Genomic DNA, 18,445 nt, shown 5'->3' with positions numbered 1-18,445 from the left:
TGGCGCTCACTGTTGACAGCTTGCGAAGCCGCGCCGGTTCAGCGCGCATCGCGTGTGACTTGCTGCTCGCCGCCCGCTCGCGCGGGCGGCGCTAACCATTAGCGATCGATTTCGCCGAACACGATGTCCTGCGTACCGATGATCGTGACGGCGTCGGCGATCATGTGACCGCGCGCCATTTCGTCGAGCGACGCCAGGTGCGCGAAACCCGGTGCGCGAATCTTGAGGCGATACGGCTTGTTCGCACCATCCGACACGAGGTAGATGCCGAACTCGCCCTTCGGATGCTCGACCGCCGCGTACGCTTCGCCTTCCGGCACATGGAAACCTTCGGTGAAGAGCTTGAAGTGGTGAATCAAGTCTTCCATGTTGGTCTTCATGCCGACGCGCGACGGCGGGGCAACCTTGTGATTGTCCGTCATCACCGGGCCCGGATTCTTGCGGAGCCACTCAATACACTGTTTCGCGATGCGGATCGACTGGCGCATTTCTTCGACGCGCACCAGATAGCGGTCGTAGCAATCGCCGTTCACGCCGACCGGCACATCGAAATCCATACGGTCGTACACTTCGTACGGCTGCTTCTTGCGCAGATCCCAGGCGATGCCCGAGCCGCGCAGCATCGGGCCCGTCAGGCCCATCTGCAGCGCACGTTCCGGGCTGACCACGCCGATCCCGACCAGACGCTGTTTCCAGATCCGGTTGTCGGTGAGCAGCGTTTCGTATTCGTCGACGCACTTCGGGAAGCGCGTGAAGAAGTCGTCGATGAAGTCGAGCACCGAGCCGCTGCGCGCTTCGTTCATCTTCGCGAGCGCCTTCTCGTTGCGAATCTTCGACGCCTTGTATTGCGGCATTGCGTCAGGCAGGTCGCGGTAGACGCCGCCCGGACGGTAGTACGCCGCGTGCATCCGGGCACCGGACACCGCTTCGTACACGTCCATCAGGTCTTCGCGTTCGCGGAATGCGTACAGGAACACGGCCATCGCGCCGACGTCGAGCGCGTGCGCGCCGATCCACATCAGGTGGTTCAGCACGCGCGTGATCTCGTCGAACAGCACACGGATGTACTGCGCGCGCTCCGGCACGTCGATGCCGAGCAGCTTTTCGATCGCGAGCACGTAGCCGTGTTCGTTGACCATCATCGACACGTAGTCGAGACGATCCATGTACGGCACGGACTGGATGAACGTCTTGGATTCCGCGAGCTTTTCCGTCGCGCGGTGCAGCAGGCCGATGTGCGGATCGGCACGCTGGATGACTTCGCCGTCGAGCTCCAGCACGAGGCGCAGCACGCCGTGTGCTGCCGGGTGCTGCGGGCCGAAGTTGAGCGTGTAGTTCTTGATTTCTGCCATGACGCCCCCTTAATGTTTCAGACCGCCATAGCGATCCTCGCGGATCACGCGCGGCGTGATTTCGCGCGGCTCGATCGTCACCGGCTGGTACACGACCCGCTTCTCTTCCGGGTCGTAACGCATTTCGACATAGCCCGACACCGGGAAGTCCTTGCGGAACGGGTGGCCGATGAAGCCGTAGTCGGTGAGGATGCGGCGCAGGTCGGGGTGGCCTTCGAACACGATGCCGTACAGGTCGAACGCTTCGCGCTCGTACCAGTTCGCGGAGGTCCAGATGTCGACCAGCGATGCCACGATCGGCAGGTCGTCGTCAGGCGCGAATGCGCGCAGGCGCAGGCGCCAGTTGTTCGTGACCGACAGCAGGTGCGACACGGCCGCGAAGCGCGGGCCGTCGTAGGCGCCGTCGCCGAAGGTCTGGTAGTCGACGCCGCACAGGTCGATCAGCTGCTCGAAACGGAGCTTCGGATCGTCGCGCAGCGTCTTTGCGACTTCGAGGTAATCGCTCGCCTTCACGACGAGCGTCAGTTCACCGATCGCTTCGGTGAGGCTCACCACGCGCGCGCCGAGCGCGGCTTCGAGGTTTGCCTTCAGGGTCTCGATTTTGCTTGCCATATTGAGGGGACGCTCGGGGCTTTATTGACGGGCGATGGTATTGGTGCGGCGGATCTTCGCCTGAAGCTGGATCACGCCGTAGACCAGCGCCTCGGCCGTGGGCGGACAGCCCGGCACGTAGACGTCGACCGGCACGATCCGGTCGCAGCCGCGGACCACCGAGTACGAGTAGTGGTAGTAGCCACCGCCGTTCGCGCACGATCCCATCGAGATCACCCAGCGCGGCTCCGCCATCTGGTCGTACACGCGGCGCAGTGCGGGCGCCATCTTGTTGCAGAGCGTGCCGGCGACGATCATCACGTCCGACTGGCGCGGGCTCGGGCGGAACACGACGCCGAACCGGTCCAGGTCGTAACGGGCCGCGCCCGCATGCATCATTTCGACGGCGCAACACGCGAGCCCGAACGTCATCGGCCACAGCGAGCCGGTACGCGTCCAGTTGATCAGCTTGTCAGCCGTCGTGGTGACAAACCCTTCCTTCAAGACCCCTTCGATACTCATTTGCTTTCCACTCCAGACGAGCGACCGAGCGTGGCCGCCCATGCAAACCGGCGATTAACCCATCACTCCCAGTCGAGGCCGCCTTTCTTCCAGATATAGGCAAAGCCCAGCAGGAATTCGAGCAGAAAAATCATCATTGCGATGAAACCCGGCCAGCCGATATCCCGGAGCGCGACGCCCCACGGAAACAGGAATGCGGTTTCGAGATCGAAGATGATGAACAGGATGGCGACGAGGTAGTACCGGACGTCGAATTTCATCCGGGCGTCTTCAAAGGCTTCGAAGCCGCACTCGTACGGTGCGTTCTTCTCGACGTCCGGCTTGTTGGGACCAAGGAGCTTGCCGATGCTGACCAGCGCTATACCTAAACCAGTGCCCACGAGGAGGAACAACAAGACGGGGTAATAGGCTGCGAGGTTCAAGGCAATCCTCTATCGGTTGGTTCTGAGCGTCCGGAGAATACCACTTCCGGCGGAAGGAATCATTTCGGAGTGCATGCGATCGCAAGACAACCGCAAGCACACCCCAGAAATGAAAAATGCCAGCCACTAGAAGCGGCTGGCATTGAGTAACTTTGGTGCCGACGGCGAGACTCGAACTCGCACAGCTTTCGCCACTACCCCCTCAAGATAGCGTGTCTACCAATTTCACCACGTCGGCACTGCATGCAACCGGGGTTGTAACTACTTGTTTCCCGCGAATCGCTTCAAGAATTAAATTCTAACCCGACTTCGGGATTTGTTCAACGCACAACCGCAAAAAATTTAACTTTTTATTTCGGGACGTCCTGGCCCGGCGCGCTTGCAGCCGAACCGGCGGCAGCAGATGCCGCGACAGCCGGCGCCGATGCTGCAGGCGCCGATGCCGGCGCGGTCGCCACCGCACCCAGCACGCCCGCCGACGGCGTCGACTTGTACGAGCCGAGGTACGTCAGCGCGAGCGTCGCGACGAAGAAGATCGTCGCGAGAATGCCCGTCGTACGCGACAGGAAGTTCGCCGAGCCCGTTGCACCGAACAGGCTGCCCGACGCGCCGCTGCCGAACGCGGCACCCATGTCGGCACCCTTGCCGTGCTGCAACAGCACGAGACCAATCACACCAAGTGCAGACAACACCTGCACCACAATAATCAGCGTCTTGAATAACAGCATCACACCCACCCGAATGGATCGGGCGACCGGACCGACCGGCCGCCGTCATGGTTCAATTCGATCTCGGACCGCTCAGCGCGCGGCCCGGCAGATCGCCAGGAAATCTTCCGCCTTCAGCGACGCGCCGCCGATCAGGCCACCGTCGATGTCCGGCTGCGCAAACAGCTCTTCCGCGTTGTCCGGCTTCACGCTGCCGCCGTACAGCACGGACACGTCCGCCGCGCCCTTTGCCGCGAGACGCGCACGCAGGAACGCGTGCACGTCCTGCGCCTGCGCCGACGTCGCGCTCTTGCCCGTGCCGATCGCCCAGACCGGCTCGTACGCGACGACGATCCGCGCGGCCTCGTCGGCCGTCAGCACGGCCAGCACTGCGTCGAGCTGCGCACCGACTACCTGCTCGGTCGCGCCCGACTCGCGCTCGTCGAGCGTCTCGCCGACGCACACGACCGGCGTGAGCCCCGCTGCGAGCGCGCGCTGTGTCTTCGCCGCGACCGCCTCGTTGCTTTCGCCGTGATACGCGCGGCGCTCCGAGTGACCGACGATCGCATAGCGTGCGCCGAACTCCGCAACCATCGCGGCCGCGACTTCACCGGTGAACGCGCCCTGCTCGTGCGCCGACACGTCCTGCGCGCCCCAGGCGACACGGCCGCCGTCGAGCTGCGCCTGAACCTGCGCGAGATACGGGAACGGCACGCACACGCCGACCGACGTTTCGGCCGCTACCGCGCCCGCGCCCTGCACAACTTCGTTCAGCAATGCCTGGTTGCCGGCCAGCCGGCCATGCAACTTCCAGTTGCCGATCACACGCTTAGTTCTCTGTTTCGACATCGTGTCTGTCTCGTCACCGCTTGGTCGTTAACGCGCCGGAAACCGGCCGTCAGGTTTGATCTGGCGAAGCAAACCGGCGATTTTACTGCGCGCGGCTTGAACCGGTCAAACCGCGCATGTCAAGCCCGGCCACACGGGCTGTCAGGCGTTCGTACCCCAATCGAGCACGATTTTGCCGGTGTGCTCGCTGCTTTCCATCAACGCATGCGCCTGCGCGGCGTCCGCAGCCGGCAATACGCGATAGATCACCGGCTTGATGCGGCCGTCGGCAAGCAGCGGCCACACGCGCGACTTCAGCTGCGCGGCGATCCGCGCCTTGAACTCGACCGGACGCGGGCGCAGCGTCGAGCCCGTGATGGTCAGCCGGCGACGCAGGATCTCGCTCAGATTGACGTCGGCCTTCGCGCCGCCAAGCAGCGCGATCAGCACGAGGCGGCCGCCATCCGCGAGCGCGGACAGTTCGCGCGGCACGTACGAGCCCGCCACCATGTCGAGGATCACGTCGACGCCGCGATCGTGCGTCAGCGACTTCACGACCTCGACGAAGTCTTCCGTCTTGTAGTTGATCGCACGTTCCGCGCCGAGCGCCTCGCACGCGCGGCATTTATCGGCGGTGCCGGCCGTCGCGAACACGCGAAAGCCGAGCGCATGCGCGATCTGGATCGCGGTCACGCCGATGCCGCTCGAGCCGCCCTGCACGAGCAGCGTTTCCTGCTCGCCGCCCTCGCCCGCGCCGAGCTGCGCACGGTCGAACACGTTGCTCCACACGGTGAAAAACGTTTCGGGCAGCGACGCGGCCGCGATATCGGTGAGCCCGTCGGGCACCGGCAGGCATTGCAGCAGCGGCGCGACCGCATATTCCGCATAGCCGCCGCCCGCGAGCAGCGCACACACGCGATCGCCGAGCTTCAGGTCGAACGGGTTCAGCGCGGCGTCCGACAGGTCGCCTCCGACGATCTCGCCCGCGACTTCGAGGCCCGGCAGATCCGACGCACCCGGCGGCGGCGCATACGCGCCCTTGCGCTGGAACACGTCAGGCCGGTTCACGCCGGAAGCCGCCACCTTGATCAGCACTTCGCCGCGCTTCGGTTCGGGGCGCGGACGCTCCGCAAGCTTCAGCACGTCGGGGGCGCCGAACTCGGTGATTTCGATGGCTTTCATGGTGATGGTCGCTCCAGGATCGGAATCGGATGGCGCGCCCGCATATGGCACGGACGCTTTGCCGGCGCTGCTGCGCCGCACAACGATGCTACAGAAAAAACGGCCGGCACGCTTTCGCACTGCCGGCCGTTGGTCCGCCTATCCGCTTACTGCTGCGGCGGCGTGTCCGACTGCGACGCCGCCGCTGCTTCGTTCAGCAGCGCCTTCGCCGACAGACGCACACGACCCTTTTCGTCCGTCTGGATGACCTTGACCTTCACTTGCTGGCCTTCCTTCAGGTAGTCGTTGATGTCCTTCACACGCTCGTTGACGATTTCCGAGATGTGCAGCAGGCCATCCTTGCCCGGCAGCAGGTTCACGATCGCACCGAAATCGAGCAGCTTCAGAACCGTGCCTTCGTACACCTGACCCACTTCGATCTCGGCCGTGATCTGCTCGATACGCTTCTTCGCTTCGGCCATGCCGTCGCTGCTCGTGCTCGCGATCGTCACGACGCCGTCGTCGGAGATGTCGATGGTCGTGCCGGTCTCTTCCGTCAGCGCGCGGATCACCGAACCGCCCTTGCCGATCACGTCGCGGATCTTTTCCGGGTTGATCTTGATCGTGATCATGCGCGGCGCGAATTCCGACAGTTGCGTGTTCGCACCCGAAACCGCCGACGTCATCTTGCCGAGGATGTGCATGCGGCCTTCCTTCGCCTGCGCGAGCGCGACCTGCATGATTTCCTTCGTGATGCCCTGGATCTTGATGTCCATCTGCAGTGCCGTCACGCCTTGTTCCGTGCCGGCCACCTTGAAGTCCATGTCGCCGAGGTGATCTTCGTCGCCGAGGATGTCGGTCAGCACCGCGAACTTGTTGCCTTCGAGGATCAGGCCCATCGCGATACCCGCGACGTGCGCCTTCATCGGCACGCCGGCGTCCATCAGCGCGAGGCAGCCGCCGCACACCGATGCCATCGACGACGAACCGTTCGATTCGGTGATTTCCGACACGACGCGGATCGAGTAGCCGAATTCGTCGGCGCTCGGCAGGCACTTGACCAGTGCACGCTTCGCGAGGCGGCCGTGGCCGATTTCGCGGCGCTTCGGCGAGCCGACGCGGCCCGTTTCGCCGGTCGCGAACGGGGGCATGTTGTAGTGGAGCATGAAGCGCTCGCGGTACTCGCCTTCGAGCGCGTCGATGATCTGCTCGTCACCCTTCGTGCCGAGCGTCGCGACGACCAGCGCCTGCGTCTCGCCGCGCGTGAACAGCGCCGAGCCGTGGGTACGCGGCAGCACGCCGGTGCGGATTTCGATCGGGCGCACGGTGCGCGTGTCGCGGCCGTCGATGCGCGGCTCGCCGTTCAGGATCTGCGAACGGACGATCTTCGCTTCGATGTCGAACAGCACGTTGCCGACCGTTGCCTTGTCGGCTGCGACCGTACCGGCTGCCTGCGCATCTTCCTCGAGCTTCGCCGAGGTTGCCGCGTAGACTTCCTTCAGCTTGGTCGAGCGCGCCTGCTTGTCGCGGAGCTGGTAAGCAGCGAGCAGGTCGTTCTGTGCCAGCTCGGTCACGCGCGCGATCAGCGCTTCGTTCTTCGGCGCCGGCTGCCAGTCCCACTCGGGCTTGCCGCCTTCGCGCACCAGTTCGTGGATCGCGTCGATCGCGACCTGCATTTGCTCGTGGCCGAACACCACGGCGCCCAGCATCACGTCTTCCGACAGCTGATCGGCTTCCGATTCGACCATCAGCACGGCACGTTCCGTACCTGCGACGACGAGGTCGAGGCTCGATGCCTTGATCTGGTCACGCGTCGGGTTCAGCACGTACGCGTTGTCGATGTAGGCCACACGTGCGGCACCGACCGGGCCGTTGAACGGCAGGCCCGACACGGCGAGCGCAGCCGATGCGCCGATCAGCGCGGGGATGTCCGCCGGGATTTCCGGGTTCACGGACAGCACGTGGATCACGACCTGGACTTCGTTGTAGAAGCCTTCCGGGAACAGCGGGCGCAGCGGACGGTCGATCAGGCGCGACGTCAGCGTCTCGTGCTCCGACGGACGGCCTTCGCGACGGAAGAAGCCGCCCGGGATCTTGCCGGCCGAGTAGGTCTTCTCGAGGTAGTCGACGGTCAGCGGGAAGAAATCCTGACCCGGCTTCGCCGACTTCGCGCCGACGACGGTTGCCAGCACGACGGTGTCTTCCACGTCGACGATCACGGCGCCGCTTGCCTGGCGAGCGACTTCACCGGTTTCGAGGCGCACCTTGTGCTGGCCCCACTGGAATTCCTTCACGACCTTGTTGAACATGGACATGGTTGCTCCTTTGAATTCATGCATTTCATTCGCCGCGCCGGCCATCCCGCGCGGCGGCGTCCCGACCGAATCACCCGGAGCAAGGTGTGTTTTTTATGCCATTCCAGCGCGGCACTCATGCAGCGACGCGCTGGAATGACACAAATCCTGCCCCGGTATCAGTCGTTGCGGCAGCCCGGCACAATCGTGCCGGAACAGCCTGCGGTGCGCGTGACGCTACGCACCGCGCAAAAACAAAATGCCTGTATCAGCGGACTGACACAGGCATCTTGCTGGCGGCAATCGCCTCGATTACTTACGCAGACCCAGCTTCTCGATCAGTGCGCGGTAACGGTCGGCATCCTTGCCCTTGAGGTAGTCGAGCAGCTTGCGGCGGCGGCTCACCATGCGCAGCAGGCCGCGGCGGCTGTGGTGATCCTTCGCGTGGGTCTTGAAGTGACCCGTCAGTTCGACGATACGTGCGGTCAGCAGTGCGACCTGGACTTCGGGCGACCCCGTGTCGTTGGTACCGCGGGCGAACTGAGCAACAACTTCCGACTTCTTGATATCTGCAACAGACATGTGATTTCCTTTCTAACTGAACAGGCGGACACGGAAGAATGGCCGTGCCGTGATTTACAACCGGCGCGCATTGTAGCACAACTCCGCGCCGTTCTTACCGCCTCCTGTCACGGGCGCGTCATCGAGCAGGTAGACGGCATCTCCGTGCGCTGCGCCGGCACCGCGAGCACCGTCCGGAAGCCGTAGCCCGAGCCCTCGTTGTCGAAGCGCACGCCCGGCGTGCCGGCCCTGTCCATCTCCATCACGTAAAGGGGCTGGATCAACTGATGATCCTGCGCGCGCATCCGCGACGCGTGGAAGCCGTCGTCGAACGACAAGCCCTCGAGCGCACGCGCGACCGCCACGGGGTCGGCCGAACCCGCGCGGTTCATCGCGGCGGCCAGCATCTCGATCATCAGGCTCATTCGTCGCACCGGATAGTCGTCCTGGGCGGCCGGAAAACGGTTCCGGAACGCGCGGTAGAACGCGTCGGATTTCACGCCGCCCGCGTTCGGGTGCCAGTCCGCCACGGCCACGACCCGCCCGACACCGGCGTCGCCGAGTGCGGCCGGCGCACCGAGGCTATTGCCGTAGAAGGTATAGAACTTCGCATTCAGCCCCTGCTCGCGCGCCGCCTTCACGAGCAGCGTGAGGTCGTTGCCCCAGTTGCCGGTCACGACGGCGTCGGCGCCGCTCGCACGGATCTTCGCGACGTACGGCGAGAAATCCTTGATCCGGCCGATCGGGTGGAATTCGTCGCCGGCGATCGTCACGTCCGGGCGCCGCGCAGCCAGCGCCTGCCGGGCGAGCATGCTGACGTCGCGGCCGAAACTGTAGTCCTGGTTCAGCAGGTAGACCTTGTGGAGCGCGCGGTCGCGCGCCATCACGTCCGCGAGCGCGGCCATCCGCATGCCCGCGTGCGCATCGAAGCGGAAATGCCAGAAACTGCAGCGCGCACCGGTCAGCGCCGGGTCGTCGGCCGAATAGTTGAGGAACAGCATCCGGTTGTCCGGATCGCGCGCGTTCAGCTTGTCGAGCGCCGCGACCAGTGCGGCCGCGACGGCCGAACTGTTGCCCTGCGTGACGAATCCGATATGGCGGTCCGCGGCCGCGCGCAACTGCACGAGTGCCTCCTCGGGGCTGCCCTTGCTGTCGAGCACGACGAGTTCGAGCGGATGCGCACCGTCGCGCAGCTTCACACCGCCCGCCGCGTTGACCTGCTCGACGCCGAAGCGCAAGTTGCGCTCGACCGCCGCGCCCGCATTCGCGAACGGGCCCGACATGCCTTCGATCAGCGCGATCCGCACCGGCTCGCCGCCGGCAAACGCCGACGACACCAGCATCCATCCCGCACTCAACGCGAGCGCGCCCCGCTTCCATCCCCGCATCGGCCACCTGCCCTTCAATCTGCCCGAGAAGCGCGGATCATAGGCCGGCGCCCCCGCCGCCCGCAAGCGCGGCGCGCCCGGCGATCCGCACCGATTTTTTCCGCGCGATGCGCGGTCGGGCGCCGTCCGTGATAAAACGGCACCTGTTTCCGTGTTCTGGAGGATCCCCATGCGCATTCGCATTTCCGCGCGACTGCCGGTACTGGTCGCCAGCGCCGCCGCGCTGCTGGCCGGCTGCGCGCAACCGTGGCAGCAATACCAGGCCGGCCAGGACGAGTCGGCGATCGTCGCACGCATGGGCCCGCCGCGCGAGATCTACGACCTGCCCGGCGGCGGCAAGCGCCTGATGTGGCCGACCCAGCCGATGGGTGAAATCACCATCGCGGCCGACGTCGACGCGGCCCACAAGATCGTCAACGTGCGCCAGGTCCTGCAGCCGAACGAGTTCTATCGCGCAGAGATCGGCAAATGGACGAAGACCGACGTCCTCGTCAACTTCGGACGCCCCGTCGAGACGTCCTACTTCCCGCTGATGAAGCGCGAGGTGTGGACCTACCGGTATCTCGAGGACAACGTCTGGTACATGATGTACAGCTTCTATTTCGATCCGCAGGGCATCCTGCGCACGACGCAGAAAACACCCGACCCGCTGCACGATCCCGACCGCCGCAACCTGTTCTGACCGGATCGATTACGCATTTCCGCGCAATTTTCACAATGGCCATTCACGAATCATTGCGTGAATGGCCATTTCATTTTTTCCGTTATATTCGATTAATCCCCAATTCGACACGGCAACACTTTCCGATCGTTACCCGCTCGTCACGTCATTACGCGGAGCCCTTTCGGTGCGGTAGCCGGCGAGAAACCAGCATTCGCAATCCATGTCATGCGTTGTATTGGTGCATTTGATGCACTTCATTCGAACCACTTGAAACAATTTGTATCAATGGCACCGGACACTAGGGCATACCCCTAATATCAGTCGAAATTGAACCTTTCAATTTAGAAAGAATCATATTGCTCCACTTCAGCTTCTATTTGTTTTCCTTGATCAAAAAGGAGTCCTCATGAATCGCCCCAAGAGCATGCTGGTTGCCAACATCGCCTGGGCCCGCGAAACGCGCGAACACACGCCCGGCTTCTTCGACGCGCTCGCGCGCGGCCAGAATCCGCGCGTGCTGTGGATCGGCTGCGCCGACAGCCGCGTGCCGGCCGAGACCATCACGCACAGCGCGCCCGGCGAGTTGTTCGTCCATCGCAACATCGCGAACCTGTGCCATCCCGACGACGACAATTCCGCCAGCGTGCTCGAGTACGCGGTACGCGTACTGCAGGTCGACCACGTGATCGTGTGCGGGCACTACGGTTGCGGCGGCGTACGCGCATCGCTGCTGCCGCCGCCGTCCGACCTGCCGCACGTCGCGCGCCGCATCGCACCGTTGTGCGCGCTCGCGCGACGCCATCGCGACACGCTCGACGGGCTCGACGACACGGCCGCCGCCGACCGCCTCGCCGAACTCAACGTGCTCGAACAGGTGCGACTGCTGCGCGCGTCTCCGATCGTGCAGGGCCGCGAACGTCCACCGCTCGTGCATGGCTGGATCTTTTCGCTCGCCGACGGCCGCCTGCTCGAGCTCGATTCCGGCTATACGACTCCGCCCGTCGACGTCGAACCGGTGCAGGCCGCAACGGCCGATGCGCTCGGCTGACCTACCCCGCCCCCAAAGCCAATGAAATCGCCCCAATCATGAAACTGAACGAGCGCCTGTCCACTCTGCCGCGCGACATCGTCGCCGGCGTCGTCGTTTTCCTCGTCGCGCTGCCACTGTGCCTCGGCATCGCCAATGCGTCCGGCGTCGAGCCATTCGCCGGGCTCGTGTCCGGCATCGTCGGCGGCATCGTCGTCGCATTGCTGAGCGGCTCGTCGCTGTCCGTCAGCGGCCCGGCCGCCGGTCTCGTCGTGATCGTCGTAGAAGGCATCGCCCAACTCGGCAGCTTCTCCGCGTTCCTGCTCGCGGTGCTGCTGTCCGGCGTACTGCAGTTCGGGTTCGGCATGCTGCGCGCCGGCCGCTTCGCCGCCTATGTGCCGTCGCCCGTCATCAAGGGCATGCTCGCGGCGATCGGCCTCCTGCTGATCGTGAAGCAGATTCCGTTCGCCTTCGGTATCGACGGGTCGGCTGCGCAATCGTTTGCGAATTGGCCGGGCCTGCCTGTCGCGTGGGCCGCGACGGCCATCGCGCTCGCCTCGCTCGCGCTGCTGGTCGCGTGGGACACGCCCGTGCTGCGCCGCTTCGCGTTCGTGCGTTCGGTGCCGGCCCCGCTTGCCGTGGTCGTGCTCGGCATCGGCGCCACGCTCGTGCTGGGCGTCGTCGCGCCGTCAGTTGCACCGGGCGCCGCCCACCGCGTGACGTTGCCCGAACTCGGATCGTTCGCAGCCTTCACGGCGTCGCTCAAGCATGCGGAGCTCGGCCCGAACTTCGCACAGCTGGTCAATCCGGACGTGTGGCGCGTCGCGATTACGCTCGCGGTCGTCGCAAGCCTCGAGACGCTGCTGAGCCTCGAAGCGGTCGAGCAGATCGACCCGAAGCGCCGGCCGACCCAGCCTGACCGCGAACTCAAGGCCCAGGGAGTCGGCAATCTCGTCGCCGGCGCGGTCGGAGGACTGCCGATTACGTCGGTGATCGTGCGCAGCTCGGTGAACGTCAATGCAGGCGCGCAAAGCCGGATGTCGGCGATCGTGCACGGGATGCTGCTGCTCGCGAGCGTGTTCGCGCTCACCGGCCTGATCAACCTGATCCCGCTCGCGAGCCTTGCCGCGATCCTGATCCACACCGGCTTCAAGCTCGCGAAACCGGCGCTGTTCCGCTCGGTGATGAAACAGGGGCCAGCCGCGTTCGTGCCGTTCGCCGCGACGATTGCCGGCGTGCTCGCGGTCGACCTGCTGTTCGGCATCGCGCTCGGCCTTGCCTGCAGCGTGCTGGCGGTCGCCGTCGCGAACCTGAAGAGCCCCGTCACGCTCGCGCAGCACGACGACCACTTCCTGCTGTCGTTCCGCAAGGATGTGTCGTTTCTCGGCAAGGTGCAGGTCAAGCATCACCTGCGGCACATTCCCGACCGGGCCGCGGTGATCATCGACGCGACGCGCGCCGACTATATCGATCACGACGTGCTCGAACTGCTCGACGCGTTCGTCGCCGATGCGCCGCGACGCGGCATCGCTGTCGAGTTCCGGCGGCGCAGCCCGGCGCCGCGCACGGCCGCGCGCCGCTGGCTGTTCCGTGCGCCGGCCGCCGAATGAGCGGTCAATGAGCGGCGTATGAAAAACGCCCCGGCGGCGCAGGGCCGCACGGGGCGTTTCGGTGATGCGCAGCGCGCTGCGCTTATGCGCGCTGCGGATTGACCTTGTCGTCCTTCGAATGCAGCTTGTTCAGTGCGGAGATGTACGCCTTCGCGGATGCGGCGACAATGTCCGGATCGGTGCCGACGCCATTGACAATCCGCCCGCTCTTCGACAGCCGGACGGTCACTTCGCCCTGCGCCTGCGTGCCGGTCGTGATCGCGTTCACCGAGTACAGCAGCAGCTCGGACCCGCTGCCGACTTCACCCTCGATCGCATTGAACGTCGCGTCGACCGGGCCGTTGCCGCGCGCTTCACCGGTCACTTCCTTGCCTTCGACCGCGAACACGATTTTCGCCTGCGGTTGCTCGCCCGTCTCCGAACGCTGCGACAGCGACACGAACTTGAAGTGCTCCTGCTCGTGCGCGAGCGCCGATTCCTCGGACACGATCGCGATGATGTCTTCGTCGAAGATCTCGGCCTTGCGGTCGGCCAGATCCTTGAAGCGCATGAACGCGGCATTGAGTTCGCTCTCGCTGTCGAGCGCCACGCCGAGCTCCTGCAGGCGCTGCTTGAACGCGTTGCGGCCCGACAGCTTGCCGAGCACGATCTTGTTCGCGGTCCAGCCCACGTCTTCCGCGCGCATGATCTCGTAGGTGTCGCGCGCCTTCAGCACGCCGTCCTGGTGAATGCCCGACGCATGCGCGAACGCGTTCGCGCCGACCACCGCCTTGTTCGGCTGCACGACGAAGCCGGTGATCTGCGACACGAGCTTCGACGTCGGCACGATCTGCGTCGTGTCGATGCCGACGTCGAGGCCGAAGTAGTCCTTGCGGGTCTTCACGGCCATCACGATTTCTTCGAGCGACGTGTTGCCCGCGCGCTCGCCGAGGCCGTTGATCGTGCACTCGATCTGGCGCGCACCGCCGATCTTCACGCCGGCGAGCGAGTTCGCCACCGCCATCCCGAGGTCGTTGTGGCAATGCACCGAGAAGATCGCCTTGTCCGAGTTCGGAATGCGCTCCCGCAGCGTCTTCACCAGGTTGCCGTACAGCTCCGGCACGCCGTAGCCGACCGTGTCGGCGATGTTGATCGTCGTCGCACCTTCCGCGATCACGGCTTCCAGCACACGGCACAGGAAGTCGAGATCCGAGCGGCTGCCGTCTTCCGGCGAGAATTCGACGTTGTCGGTGAACTTGCGCGCGAAACGCACCGCGAGACGCGCCTGCTCGAACACCTGGTCCGGCGTCATCCGCAGCTTCTTCTCCATGTGCAGCGGCGACGTCGCGATGAACGTGTGGATCCGCGCGCTGTTGGCCGGCTTCAGCGCGTCAGCGGCGCGCTGGATGTCCTTGTCGTTGGCGCGCGCCAGCGAGCAGATCGTGCTGTCCTTCACGAGACCGGCGATCGTGTGGATCGCGTCGAAATCGCCGTTCGAGCTGGCGGCGAAGCCGGCCTCGATCACGTCCACCTTCATCCGTTCGAGGTGCTTCGCGATGCGGATTTTCTCTTCCTTCGTCATCGACGCACCGGGCGATTGTTCGCCGTCACGCAACGTCGTATCGAAAATGATCAGCTTGTCTGTCATGGGGGGCTCCAGGGCTCTTTATACGGAAGTCAAACGTAACGAGATCGCGCCACCGCTGGCGACGCTCGACAACAGACGAAGCTTGACGGGGGGCGAGAACGGTCAGCGCGGCAGGCGCGCCAAAGCTAGCGCGCGTAGCGGCGCACCGGCTAGAAGGAGGGAGAGGCGGGAAAATGCAGTCATGCCAAAGACTATAGCGGCATTCCGTTGGGTGCGCAATCGGACGGCACCCGGGGTTTCCGGCGGCCCGGGTCGAACGAGGGACAAATGAAAACGGCGGCCTCGAGGCCGCCGTTTCCGGGCAAGGAATGCGCGTGCGTCAGTGATCGCGCTGCGACGAGCGCGCCGGATTCGCGCGCCCGCGGATCGCCATGTAGCCCCAGAACACGTAGCCGGACAGCCCGTACAGCACGAACAGGCAGAACAGCATCAGCGGCGGATCGGACGACACGAGCACGAACGCGACGACGACCAGCAGGATCGCCGCGAACGGCACGCGGTGCCGCACGTCGAGCGCCTTGCCGCTGTAGAACGGCGCGTTCGACACCATCGTCACGCCCGCATAGATCGTCAGCGCGAACGCGACCCACGGCAGCCAGCCGAGCTTCATCGGCACGCGGTTGTCGGTGGCGAGCCACACGAAGCCCGCGATCAGTGCGGCGGCGGCCGGGCTCGGCAGCCCCTGGAAGAAACGCTTGTCGACGCTGCCGATGTTCGTATTGAAGCGCGCGAGGCGCAGCGCGGCGCCCGAGCAATACACGAACGCGGCGAGCCAGCCCCAGCGGCCCAGATCCTTCAGCACCCACTCGTACATCACGAGCGCCGGCGCGACGCCGAACGACACCATGTCCGACAGGCTGTCGAACTGCTCGCCGAACGCGCTCTGCGTATGCGTCATGCGTGCCACGCGCCCGTCCATCCCGTCGAGCACCATCGCGACGAAAATCGCGATCGCGGCAATCTCGAAGCGCACGTTCATCGCCTGCACGACTGCGAAGAAGCCGCAGAACAGCGCGGCGGTCGTGAACGCGTTCGGCAACAGATAGATGCCGCGCGTCTTCAGGAACCGCTGGCGCGCGGCACGGCGGCTTTCGAGCGGCGCCGCATCGGGCGCCATCACCTTGTTGCGCCGGAACGGGCGTGGCGTCTGGCCGGCGCCGTTGCGCGGCCGACGCGGTTTGAATGCGGCCATCGTGCGCCCCGCCGCTTACTGTTCGAGCTCGGCGAGGATCGTCGACGACGCGTAGACCTTCTCGCCGATCGACACCTTCGCGCGGCTGCCGAGCGGCAGGTACACGTCGACGCGCGAACCGAAGCGGATGAAACCGTAGCGCTGGCCGCGCGACAGCGGTTCGCCCGCGCGCACGTAGCAGAGGATCCGGCGTGCGACGAGGCCGGCGATCTGCACGGCGGTCACGGTCTTGCCGCTCGCCGTCTGGATCACGACCGCATTGCGCTCGTTCTCGGTCGACGCCTTGTCGATCGCCGCGTTCAGGAACGCGCCCGGGAAGTACTCGACCTTCGAGATCGCGCCATCGACCGGCGAACGCTGCGAATGGACGTTGAAGACATTCATGAACACGCTGATCTTCAGCGCTTCGCGGTTCGCGTACGGATCTTGCGCGGTCTCGACCGCGACGATGCGGCCGTCCGCCGGGCACAGCACCGCGTTCGGCTGCGCCGGGATCGGGCGCTGCGGGTCGCGGAAGAACTGGACGACGAAGACGAGCAGCAGCCAGAACGGCCACGCGAAGCCGAAGCCCCCGACAGCATGGATCAACAGCGCGATGACGGCTGCAATCGCGATGAACGGCCAGCCTTCGCGCGCGATGATCGGATGAGGATAGTTCATGGATTCGTTCTGTGTTCGGTGAATTGCAAAGCCCGTAGGATAGCAAAAGCCGCCCGGGGCACTGCTGCCTTCGGGCGGCTTTTTGGTACCGGCCCTCTATTCGAGGGGCCGGAACAGCACGCGGTGCTTAGTTCTTCGACTGGTCGACGAGCTTGTTCTTCGCGATCCACGGCATCATCGCGCGCAGCTTCGAGCCGACCTGCTCGATCTGATGCTCGGCCGTCAGGCGGCGGCGCGACTGCAGCGTCGGCGCGCCTGCCTTGTTCTCGAGAATGAAGCTCTTCGCGTACTCGCCCGTCTGGATGTCGGTCAGGCACTGCTTCATCGCCTTCTTCGTCTCTTCCGTGACGATGCGCGGGCCCGTCACGTACTCGCCGTACTCGGCGTTGTTCGAGATCGAGTAGTTCATGTTCGCGATGCCGCCTTCGTAGATCAGGTCGACGATCAGCTTCAGCTCATGCAGGCACTCGAAGTACGCCATTTCCGGCGCGTAGCCTGCTTCGACCAGCGTCTCGAAACCCGCCTTGATCAGCTCGACGGTACCGCCGCACAGCACGGCCTGCTCGCCGAACAGGTCGGTTTCGGTTTCTTCACGGAAGTTGGTTTCGATGATGCCTGCACGGCCGCCGCCGTTCGCTGCCGCGTACGACAGCGCGATGTCGCGTGCCGCGCCCGACTTGTTCTGCGCAACCGCGATCAGGTGCGGCACGCCGCCACCTTGCGAGTACGTGCCGCGAACCGTGTGGCCCGGTGCCTTCGGCGCGATCATGATCACGTCGAGGTCGGCGCGCGGGATCACCGCACCGTAGTGGACGTTGAAGCCGTGCGCGAATGCCAGCGCCGCGCCCTGCTTGATGTTCGCGTGGACTTCCTTCGCGTACACGTCGGCGATCTGCTCGTCCGGCAGCAGCATCATCACGACGTCGGCGCTCTTCACCGCTTCCGCGACTTCCTTGACCGACAGGCCTGCGTTTTCGGCCTTGCTCCACGACGCGCCGCCCTTGCGCAGGCCGACCGTCACGTTCACGCCGCTGTCCTTCAGGTTCAGCGCGTGTGCATGGCCTTGCGAGCCGTAGCCGATGATCGTGACTTGCTTGCCCTTGATGAGGGAGAGGTCAGCGTCTTTGTCGTAGAAAACGTTCATGATGGTTCCTTCGCTAATTCAAAAATTCAACAATTCGTTCGGATGGAGTACTGCGGGCCGGGACATGACGGCGCACCCGGCGTGCCTGTCTGGCATCACACCTTCAGGATGCGCTCGCCGCGTCCGATGCCGGAGCTGCCGGTGCGCACGGTCTCAAGGATCGCGCCCGCGTCCAGCCCCTGGATGAATGCGTCGAGCTTGTCGCTCGCGCCCGTCAATTCGATCGTGTAGGTCTTTTCGGTCACGTCGATGATGCGGCCGCGGAAAATGTCCGCCATCCGCTTCATTTCTTCGCGCTCCTTGCCCACTGCACGTACCTTGATCAGCATCAGCTCGCGTTCGATGTGTGCACCGTCGGTCAGGTCCACCACTTTCACCACCTCGATCAGGCGGTTCAGATGCTTCGTGATCTGTTCGATCACGTCGTCGGAGCCAATGGAAACGATGGTGAGCCGCGACAGCGATTGGTCTTCGGTCGGCGCCACCGTCAAGGTTTCGATGTTGTAGCCGCGTGCGGAAAACAGACCGACCACGCGCGACAGCGCGCCCGGTTCGTTCTCCAGCAGGACGGAAATGATGTGTCTCATGTTCGCTTCTTCCAGAATGTGTCCGTGTCGATTCACTCGCGCCGCGCGCCGCCGCGTGCCGCGCCGCCCTTCGTGAAGGCGGCCGCATCGGGCTCAGGCGCGCGTCGC

General features: G+C 64.8%; 16 protein-coding genes, 1 tRNA gene and 1 pseudogene. 2 read left to right on the top strand and 16 right to left on the bottom strand.

Features of this window, described 5'->3' with window-relative positions; all coding sequences use genetic code 11:
* Positions 1-98: 98 nt before the first annotated feature.
* The 11 genes from FFS49_RS30970 to FFS49_RS30920 all read right to left on the bottom strand — a co-directional run bounded on the left by FFS49_RS30970 (position 99) and on the right by FFS49_RS30920 (position 9,826).
* Complete coding sequence (locus FFS49_RS30970; protein ID WP_034184888.1) at positions 99-1,352, bottom strand: NADH-quinone oxidoreductase subunit D; 1,254 nt, start codon at positions 1,350-1,352, stop codon at positions 99-101.
* A gap of 9 nt (positions 1,353-1,361) precedes the next feature.
* Positions 1,362-1,964: an NADH-quinone oxidoreductase subunit C gene (locus FFS49_RS30965; RefSeq protein WP_006478264.1), complete on the bottom strand. Its 603-nt coding sequence runs from the start codon at positions 1,962-1,964 to the stop codon at positions 1,362-1,364.
* 21 nt (positions 1,965-1,985) lie between these two features.
* Positions 1,986-2,465, bottom strand: coding sequence for an NADH-quinone oxidoreductase subunit B (locus FFS49_RS30960; protein ID WP_006398799.1), 480 nt, complete (start codon positions 2,463-2,465; stop codon positions 1,986-1,988).
* A 62-nt stretch (positions 2,466-2,527) separates the two neighbouring features.
* Complete coding sequence (locus FFS49_RS30955) at positions 2,528-2,887, bottom strand: NADH-quinone oxidoreductase subunit A (protein ID WP_006398798.1); 360 nt, start codon at positions 2,885-2,887, stop codon at positions 2,528-2,530.
* A gap of 153 nt (positions 2,888-3,040) precedes the next feature.
* Positions 3,041-3,125, bottom strand: a tRNA-Leu gene (locus tag FFS49_RS30950).
* 112 nt (positions 3,126-3,237) lie between these two features.
* Positions 3,238-3,615 (bottom strand): preprotein translocase subunit SecG, encoded by a 378-nt coding sequence (gene secG, locus FFS49_RS30945; protein WP_031401913.1) that lies wholly within the window; start codon positions 3,613-3,615, stop codon positions 3,238-3,240.
* A 72-nt stretch (positions 3,616-3,687) separates the two neighbouring features.
* The gene (gene tpiA, locus FFS49_RS30940; protein ID WP_105818729.1) at positions 3,688-4,443 is read right to left on the bottom strand and encodes a triose-phosphate isomerase; all 756 of its coding nucleotides are present in this window, start codon (positions 4,441-4,443) and stop codon (positions 3,688-3,690) included.
* A 141-nt stretch (positions 4,444-4,584) separates the two neighbouring features.
* Positions 4,585-5,604: an NAD(P)H-quinone oxidoreductase gene (locus FFS49_RS30935; protein WP_105818728.1), complete on the bottom strand. Its 1,020-nt coding sequence runs from the start codon at positions 5,602-5,604 to the stop codon at positions 4,585-4,587.
* A 146-nt stretch (positions 5,605-5,750) separates the two neighbouring features.
* Positions 5,751-7,898 carry a polyribonucleotide nucleotidyltransferase gene (gene pnp, locus FFS49_RS30930; RefSeq protein WP_105818727.1) on the bottom strand — a complete coding sequence of 716 codons (2,148 nt, stop codon included), beginning with the start codon at positions 7,896-7,898 and terminating at the stop codon, positions 5,751-5,753.
* A gap of 291 nt (positions 7,899-8,189) precedes the next feature.
* On the bottom strand, positions 8,190-8,459 hold the full coding sequence (rpsO, locus tag FFS49_RS30925; RefSeq protein ID WP_006398792.1) for a 30S ribosomal protein S15: 270 nt from the start codon (positions 8,457-8,459) through the stop codon (positions 8,190-8,192).
* Positions 8,460-8,566: 107 nt separating this feature from the next.
* Positions 8,567-9,826, bottom strand: a complete 1,260-nt coding sequence (locus FFS49_RS30920; protein ID WP_105818726.1) for a branched-chain amino acid ABC transporter substrate-binding protein — start codon at positions 9,824-9,826, stop codon at positions 8,567-8,569.
* 169 nt (positions 9,827-9,995) lie between these two features.
* Here FFS49_RS30920 and FFS49_RS30915 point away from each other — a divergent pair, with 169 nt between their 5' ends.
* Positions 9,996-10,508, top strand: coding sequence for a hypothetical protein (locus FFS49_RS30915; protein WP_071334763.1), 513 nt, complete (start codon positions 9,996-9,998; stop codon positions 10,506-10,508).
* Positions 10,509-11,009: 501 nt separating this feature from the next.
* Positions 11,010-13,127, top strand: a pseudogene (locus FFS49_RS30905) (SulP family inorganic anion transporter); the annotation flags it as partial.
* An 82-nt stretch (positions 13,128-13,209) separates the two neighbouring features.
* Here FFS49_RS30905 and FFS49_RS30900 read toward each other — a convergent pair.
* From FFS49_RS30900 to ilvN, 5 genes are all read right to left on the bottom strand, one after another.
* Positions 13,210-14,754: a 2-isopropylmalate synthase gene (locus FFS49_RS30900; RefSeq protein ID WP_039370571.1), complete on the bottom strand. Its 1,545-nt coding sequence runs from the start codon at positions 14,752-14,754 to the stop codon at positions 13,210-13,212.
* A gap of 319 nt (positions 14,755-15,073) precedes the next feature.
* Positions 15,074-15,946, bottom strand: coding sequence for a CDP-diacylglycerol--serine O-phosphatidyltransferase (pssA, locus tag FFS49_RS30890; RefSeq protein WP_039370569.1), 873 nt, complete (start codon positions 15,944-15,946; stop codon positions 15,074-15,076).
* A 15-nt stretch (positions 15,947-15,961) separates the two neighbouring features.
* Entirely contained in the window at positions 15,962-16,606 is a 645-nt protein-coding gene (locus FFS49_RS30885; protein ID WP_011352710.1) for a phosphatidylserine decarboxylase, read from the bottom strand.
* 127 nt (positions 16,607-16,733) lie between these two features.
* Positions 16,734-17,750 carry a ketol-acid reductoisomerase gene (gene ilvC, locus FFS49_RS30880; protein ID WP_039370562.1) on the bottom strand — a complete coding sequence of 339 codons (1,017 nt, stop codon included), beginning with the start codon at positions 17,748-17,750 and terminating at the stop codon, positions 16,734-16,736.
* Positions 17,751-17,845: 95 nt separating this feature from the next.
* Positions 17,846-18,337 carry an acetolactate synthase small subunit gene (gene ilvN, locus FFS49_RS30875; RefSeq protein ID WP_011352712.1) on the bottom strand — a complete coding sequence of 164 codons (492 nt, stop codon included), beginning with the start codon at positions 18,335-18,337 and terminating at the stop codon, positions 17,846-17,848.
* Positions 18,338-18,445 lie beyond the last annotated feature (108 nt).

The sequence above is a fragment of the Burkholderia sp. 4NA327C6 genome (assembly GCF_005502655.1).
Lineage (GTDB): Bacteria > Pseudomonadota > Gammaproteobacteria > Burkholderiales > Burkholderiaceae > Burkholderia > Burkholderia contaminans.
This window is presented reverse-complemented; position numbering and strand designations above follow the sequence as displayed.